The organism is Kitasatospora sp. NPDC028961 (assembly GCF_055564815.1).
In genome coordinates this window covers 254,660-260,719 of record NZ_JBVHVO010000010.1, presented here as the reverse complement: position 1 = coordinate 260,719, position 6,060 = coordinate 254,660, and the positions used below count along the sequence as shown (strand labels likewise).

The following is a 6,060-nucleotide window of genomic DNA, read 5'->3' as shown; positions in this document are numbered from 1 at the left end:
GGGACGACGTTCTGTACCAGGGCGCCGGACTTCTCCTCGCGGTACGCGACGACCTCGCCCAGGGCCAGGCTGACCAGTGCCGAGATCGCGGCCGGCCGGGCGACCTGGGGATCGCGCCGTCAGTGGACGTCGTAGGTCACGTGCGTCGCGGTCGATGTCGCGAGGACGCTCCGCTGTACCAGGGTGCGCGGCACCGCGCCGGTGAACAGGGGTGTGCCGGCGCCCAGCAGGACGGGGGCCAGGTGCAGCGACAGCAGGTCCACCAGGCCGGCGTCCAGCGCCGAGCGGATCAGGGCGCCCCCGCCCATCAGGACGACGTCGAGGTCCCGGCCGCTGCTCGCGGAAGCCGCCTCGGCGTGCCGGCGCGCGGCGGTGACGGCATCGGGCAGACCGGTGGTGACGAACGTCCAGTCGAGGGCGCCGAGTCGGACGGACTCCGGCCGCGAGCTCGTCACGACGACGAAGGCGGGTTTGCCGACCTCCCCGGCGCCGTAGCCGGTCTCGTCGTCCCAGCCGTGCGGCCCGTCGACCAGGTCGAAGAGCCGGCGGCCGAGGATGACGGCGCCCGAACGGCCGGTCGCCTCGCTCAGGAGCCGACGGTCGTCGGGGTCGTCGGAGAACGCCCAGGTGTGCAGCGCCTCGCCACCGGTGCCCAGCCCGCTGTCCGGGCCCGGGTCCGGTCCGGTGACGAAGCCGTCGAGGGAGACCGAGATGTCCGCGATGATTCGTGTCATGTCGAGGTGGACTCCTTTTGCCGCCTGAACTCATCCGTCATGGCCGCAGTATGTGACGCACGCCACTCGCCCTCAACAGGACGCGCTCGGGGTTCGCCGACCCGGGACGGGCGGGCGGCCGGCGGGGAGGCGGGCCACGGCCTGCCCCGACGGCACCGTGCGGTTGCGCGAACGCGCACCCCGCGAAGGCCCGGTGAACCCCTCGGACCTGAGCAGCCGTCACCTCGACAGAGGAAGCCGTCCGCCGGACGGGCGGCTCCGGTCCGCGCTACTGAGGAGTACCCGTGAAGAAGATCAAGACGGCGGTGGCCGCCGCCGTTCTCGCCGGTGTCGCGTCGATGGCCGCGCCCGCCAGCGCGGTGGCGGAGCCGATGCACTGCACCAGCCCGGCCTGGGGCGGCGAGTACCTCTGCGGCGGCGAGTTCGGCCAGCCCGGCCTGGCCGAGTACGACTACCGGGACGGTCGCCGACAGGTGTTCGTCATCGGCACCGACCACGCCGTGTGGACGCGTTCGAGCAGCGCGGCCGGCAAGAAGACCGCTTGGACGTCCCTGGGCGGCTACCTGATCGGTGGCGTCGGCATCATCGCCTCGGACACGGGCGGGGGCCAGTTCGAGATCGCCGCGAGGGGCTCGGACGGCGGCCTCTGGGCCCGGGACCACGCCGCGAACGGCAGCTGGACGGCCTGGGCCCGGATCGCCTAGCACCCCGACTTCCCCGGCCCGTCGGGCATTCGAGCGCGGGTCGACGTCGGCGGCGAGCCGCGGCAGGGCCGTGGCCGAGCCGCGTCGTCGTGACATCGCGCCGTCGGCCGTGCCCTGGCGACGATCTCCCCGCCCGGTGCCGGCGTGGAGTTCGTCGTTTCGGCTGCCGGGCGGTCTCCCGGAGGGCCACCGCCCCGACGTTCACCGGCTTCCGCACCGGGACCCGGATCGGCCTGGGTACGCTCGGCCCCATGGAAGATCGCGAACAGTACGTGAGGTACCAGCAGGACCGTGCCGTGCTGGCGGCTATCGGGGCCCATCTCGATCCCCAGGTCGATCGGATCACCGTGCGGTTGCCGCGCTCCGTGGCCGAGGCGGCGGTCGCCGCCTGGGACCGCGACGAGCTGGGCGAGGTCGGCGAGGAGAGCATCGCGGAGTACGAACTGCGCAATGACGCCGGCGACCTGGCCCTGATCGGCCTGATGATCACCGACCGCGGGGTGTGGGACGCCGAGGGGGTCGTCGTCGACCTGGGTGTCATGGTCGTCGCCGGGGCGTTGCGGGCCGCGCTGGAGGCCGGGCCGCAGGAGTGAGGGGCGGTTCGCCCGGTGGACGCGGTCCCCGGCCCTGGGACATGGGGCCGGGGACCGCGGTCGGTGGGGCGACGAAGGGTCAGGAGGCGGGCATCAGCACGGTGTCGACGATGTAGACGGTGGCGTTGGCGGTCTGCACGTTCCCGCAGAGGACCTTGGCGGACCCGTTGACGGCGAACTCGGGCGTGGCACCCGTGACGGTGACCTCGTCGGCCTCCAGGGTCTTGTGCGCGCCGGTCAGGGCCGTCGGGGCCAGGCGCTGCGGGACGACGTGGTAGGTGAGGATCTTGGTGAGCTTGTCCTTGTCGGCGAGGACGGCGTCGAGGTCGGCCTTGGGCAGCTTGGCGAAGGCGTCGTTGGTGGGGGCGAAGACGGTGATGTTCTTCGCGGAGTTGAGGGTGTCGACGAGACCGGCCTTCTTGACCGCGGTGAGGAGGGTGGAGAGCAGCGGGTTGTTGGAGGCGGCGGTGGCGACCGGGTCGGCGGCCATGCCCGTGAAGGAGCCGGCGCCGTCCTTGGGGACGGCGGTGCAGGCGGCGCCGAACGGCTGCCCGGTCATCGCCTGTCCGGCCGTGCTCGCCCCGGCCGTGCTCTGGGCGGCCGGGGAGTCCGGCACGGGTACCGGGTTCGCGGCCCCGGTGGTCGCGGCCGCCGCGGTCGGCGCCGGGCCGGCCGCCGTGGAGCTGTCGTCGCCCCCGCAGGCGGTGAGCGTGGCGGCGAGGACGCCGCCGACGAGCAGGGCGGTGACGGGCTTGCGGCGCAGGATGGTGGTCATCGGTTTCTTTCTCTTTCGGTTGGATGGTGCCGTCCCGCTCGGAGCGGGGGTCGGACGGTTCACAGGACGGTGACGACGGTGCTGTGCCAGCCCGTCGCCCCGGCCGGGAAGGGTGGTCTGCGGGTCTCCTCCTGGACGGCCCCGGTCGCGTCGGTGGCGCGGACCTCCAGGCGGTGCGTACCGGGCGCGGCCGAGCGCCAGGTGTGGTGCCACTGCCGCCACACGTCGGGCCCGGCGTCGGCGGCGAGCACCACCTCCTGCCAGGGCCCGCCGTCGACGCGGACCTCGACGGCGGCGACGCCGCGGTGGGTCGCCCAGGCCGTGCCGGCGACGGTGACGTCCCCGCCCGGCACCCGTGCGAAGGCGGCGGGCACGTCGATGCGGGAGGCGGTGCGCACCTCGCCGGTGCGGTCCCAGCCGCGCTGCACCCAGTACGGGTCGCGGGCGGCGAAGGTGGTGACCTCCAGGTCGACCAGCCACTTGGTGGCGGAGGTGTAGCCGTAGAGGCCCGGGACGACGGTGCGGCACGGGAAGCCGTGTTCGACGGGCAGCGGCGCGCCGTCCATGCCGATCGCCAGCAGGGCGGCGCGGCCGTCCAGGACCGACGCCACGGGCGTGCCGATGGTCATGCCGTCCTCGGAGCGGCCGAGCAACTGCTCCGCGCCGGTCCGCACACCGGCCCGGCGCAGCAGGCCCGGCAGCGAGACCCCGAGCCAGCGGGTGGTGCCCACGTACGGGCCGCCGACCTCGTTGGAGACGCAGGTCAGGGTGTGGTCGAGTTCCTCCATCGGCAGCGCGAGCAGCTCGTCGAAGGACAGTTCCAGGGGCCGGTCGACCAGGCCGTGGATCCGCAGCGTCCAGTCGCGCGGGTCGATCCGGGGCAGGGTCAGGGCCGTGTCGACGCGGTAGAAATCGGCGGTCGGCGTGCGCAGCGGGGGGAGTCCGGGGATCCGTGGCCCGGCGGCGGGCGGCAGCGGCGGCAGGGGGCGGGCCGGTGGCGGGAGGACGACGGCCGCGCGGGCGGCGCCGACGTCGGTCCGCCGGTCGGACAGGTACCGGGCGCCCGGGCCGAGACCGGCCGAGAGCGCGACGACGGCGCCCGCGGTCAGGACCTCCCGGCGCCCCGGACTGCCCGGGACGGGGGGCCGTCGTCCGGCGGTCCGGCGGGGCAGCAGGACGAGGAGGACGGCGGCGGCGGCCAGCGCGGCCGCCGCCGAGGGCAGGGCGTCGACGGGCCGTGCGCCCGGGCGGGCGAGTGCCGCCCAGCCGCCGAGCGCGCCGAAGGCGGCCGGCAGGACGACGGCCGCGGCGCGACGGCGGGCCGCCACGGGCCCCAGGGCGACGGCGAGCAGCGCCATGACGGTGTAGATCCCGGTGAGGAGCACGGTCTTGTCGGAGGTGCCGAAGGAGCGCACCGCCCACTCCTTGACCGCGGTGGGCGCGAGGTCGATCGCGGCCGAGCCGATCGCGATCACCGGGGCCGCCTGCGGGCGCAGGAACGCGGCCGCCGTCTCGCCGACGGCGAGGGCCGCGCAGGCGGCGGCCGCGCCGAACGCCATCAGGGCCGGCAGCGCTCCGGCACGGTCGCGGCGCCCGGCGCGTCGGGTGGTCACATCGTTGCTCACACTCCCCATTCGGTCGGCTCGGCGCCGCGGATGGGTCCGTTGCCCGGGTTCACTCGATCGGGTGAGGGAGGCGACCGGATCCGTCCGAAGGCAATCCGCCGGCCCGCCGGGGGCGAATACCGTGCGACCGATGAACGACATTCCTGAAGCCCCGAACCAGGCCCGGGCGGTCGCCGTGCCTGCCGCACGCGACCGTCCGGCCGGTACGCCTCGCCGGTGCATCCGCCCGGCCGGTCACCGGAGTTGCGGATCGCGGGGGCGTGGCAGGTGACCGCCGTCGCCTTCCTGCCCGGCCGCTCCGAGCCGCCGGGCGACCTCAAGGCGGTGATGGCGCTCGTCGCCGCCGGTGATCACGAGGCGTTCGCCCGGCTGTACGACGCGGTGGCCGGCCCGGTGTTCGGCCTGGTTCGCCGGATCCTTCGGGACGAGGCCCAGTCGGAGGAGGTGACGCAGGACGTGATGCTGGAGGTGTGGCGCGGCGCGGCCCGCTACGACCCGCTGCGCGGCGAAGTACTGCCCTGGGTGATGACCATCGCCCACCACCGTGCCGTGGACCGGGTCCGGCACTGCGAGGCGGCGGCCGACCGCGACCGGACGGTGGCCGCCGGCAGCCGGGAGACGCCCTTCGACGAGGCCGCCGAAGGAGCCGGTACCCGGATGGAGCGACAACAGGTCCGGCAATGCCTTCGGCGCCTGACCGATCTGCAGCGCGAGTCCGTCCTGCTGGCGTTCTACCAGGGCCTGACCCACCGGGAGGTCGCCGAACGGCTGAGCACCCCGTTGGGCACCGTCAAGACCCGGATGCGCGACGGTCTCATCCGGCTGCGCGACTGCCTGGGAGCCGGATCATGACCGCCCCCGCCGACAGCGATCTCCACCTGCTCACCGGCGCGTACGCGCTGCACTCCCTCGACGCGGACGAACGTGACGCCTTCGAGGCCCATCTCGGCGGGTGCGAGAGCTGCGGGGAGGAGGTGGCGGGCTTCGCCGCGGCCCTGAGCCGGCTCGGTACGGCCCAGGCGGTCGAGCCACCGCCGCGACTGCGGGCGGCGCTGCTGGCCCGGTTGGAGCGGGAACACCAGCTGCCGCCGCTCCCCCGGCACACCGGCGCGGCCGTGCCCCGGGTCGCGCCGCCCGGCGTCCGCCGGCGGGCCCGCTGGCCGCGGTTCGCCCTGGCCGCCTCGCTGGCCGCGACCAGCGCGCTCGGGGTCCTCGTCGTGCAGCAGCACGAGCAGGCCCGGCGGGCGCGTTCCGACGCCGAAGAGTTGCGTGCCCGGCAGGCGGCCTTCGGCGAGTTGCTGACCGCCCCGGACGCCCGGGTGAGCACCGTCACCGCCGGTTCGGGTGCCGGCACCGTGGTCTGGTCGGCCGACCGCAACCGGGCCGGGTTCCTCGCCACCGGCCTTCCCGATCCCGGGCCCGGCCGCGTCTACGAACTCTGGCTCGACCACGCGGGCACCTACCTCCCGGCCGGTCTGCTGCCGGACGGCGACGGCGCCCTCCTGCTCACCGCGCCCCTGGACGGCGCCCGGTCCGTCGGCCTGACGGTGGAGCCCGCCGGCGGGTCGGTGCGGCCGACCGGCGAGCCCGTGCTGGCCCTGCGGCTGGGGCGGACCTGACGCACGGCCG

7 protein-coding genes are annotated in these 6,060 nt (G+C 75.2%); 4 read left to right on the top strand and 3 right to left on the bottom strand.

The window, feature by feature from the left end; all coding sequences use genetic code 11:
* Positions 1-119: 119 nt before the first annotated feature.
* The gene (locus ACZ4UX_RS20655) at positions 120-734 is read right to left on the bottom strand and encodes a dihydrofolate reductase family protein (RefSeq protein WP_465707726.1); all 615 of its coding nucleotides are present in this window, start codon (positions 732-734) and stop codon (positions 120-122) included.
* A 284-nt stretch (positions 735-1,018) separates the two neighbouring features.
* Between ACZ4UX_RS20655 and ACZ4UX_RS20650 the strand changes: the two genes are divergently transcribed.
* Together ACZ4UX_RS20650 and ACZ4UX_RS20645 are read left to right on the top strand one after the other, a co-directional pair.
* A complete protein-coding gene (locus ACZ4UX_RS20650) occupies positions 1,019-1,438 on the top strand; it encodes a DUF8189 domain-containing protein (RefSeq protein ID WP_465707725.1) in 420 nt (139 codons plus the stop codon).
* Positions 1,439-1,689: 251 nt separating this feature from the next.
* On the top strand, positions 1,690-2,031 hold the full coding sequence (locus ACZ4UX_RS20645; protein WP_465707724.1) for a hypothetical protein: 342 nt from the start codon (positions 1,690-1,692) through the stop codon (positions 2,029-2,031).
* A gap of 79 nt (positions 2,032-2,110) precedes the next feature.
* On the opposite strand, the gene ACZ4UX_RS20640 is transcribed toward ACZ4UX_RS20645, so the two are convergent.
* Together ACZ4UX_RS20640 and ACZ4UX_RS20635 are read right to left on the bottom strand one after the other, a co-directional pair.
* Positions 2,111-2,806 (bottom strand): fasciclin domain-containing protein, encoded by a 696-nt coding sequence (locus tag ACZ4UX_RS20640; RefSeq protein WP_465707723.1) that lies wholly within the window; start codon positions 2,804-2,806, stop codon positions 2,111-2,113.
* 59 nt (positions 2,807-2,865) lie between these two features.
* Complete coding sequence (locus tag ACZ4UX_RS20635; RefSeq protein WP_465707722.1) at positions 2,866-4,440, bottom strand: molybdopterin-dependent oxidoreductase; 1,575 nt, start codon at positions 4,438-4,440, stop codon at positions 2,866-2,868.
* Between the two features lie 258 nt (positions 4,441-4,698).
* Here ACZ4UX_RS20635 and sigK point away from each other — a divergent pair, with 258 nt between their 5' ends.
* The gene (gene sigK / locus ACZ4UX_RS20630; protein ID WP_465707721.1) at positions 4,699-5,283 is read left to right on the top strand and encodes an ECF RNA polymerase sigma factor SigK; all 585 of its coding nucleotides are present in this window, start codon (positions 4,699-4,701) and stop codon (positions 5,281-5,283) included.
* Positions 5,280-6,050 (top strand): anti-sigma factor, encoded by a 771-nt coding sequence (locus ACZ4UX_RS20625; RefSeq protein ID WP_465707720.1) that lies wholly within the window; start codon positions 5,280-5,282, stop codon positions 6,048-6,050. The genes sigK and ACZ4UX_RS20625 overlap by 4 nt, the downstream gene beginning before the upstream one ends.
* The last annotated feature ends 10 nt before the right edge of the window (positions 6,051-6,060 follow it).

Coding starts and splice junctions, on each gene's coding strand:
- ACZ4UX_RS20635 (WP_465707722.1), bottom strand. CDS start 4,440: ATGGGGAGTGTGAGCAACGATGTGACCACCCGACGCGCCGGGCGCCGC.
- ACZ4UX_RS20640 (WP_465707723.1), bottom strand. CDS start 2,806: ATGACCACCATCCTGCGCCGCAAGCCCGTCACCGCCCTGCTCGTCGGC.
- ACZ4UX_RS20625 (WP_465707720.1), top strand. CDS start 5,280: ATGACCGCCCCCGCCGACAGCGATCTCCACCTGCTCACCGGCGCGTAC.
- ACZ4UX_RS20645 (WP_465707724.1), top strand. CDS start 1,690: ATGGAAGATCGCGAACAGTACGTGAGGTACCAGCAGGACCGTGCCGTG.
- ACZ4UX_RS20655 (WP_465707726.1), bottom strand. CDS start 734: ATGACACGAATCATCGCGGACATCTCGGTCTCCCTCGACGGCTTCGTC.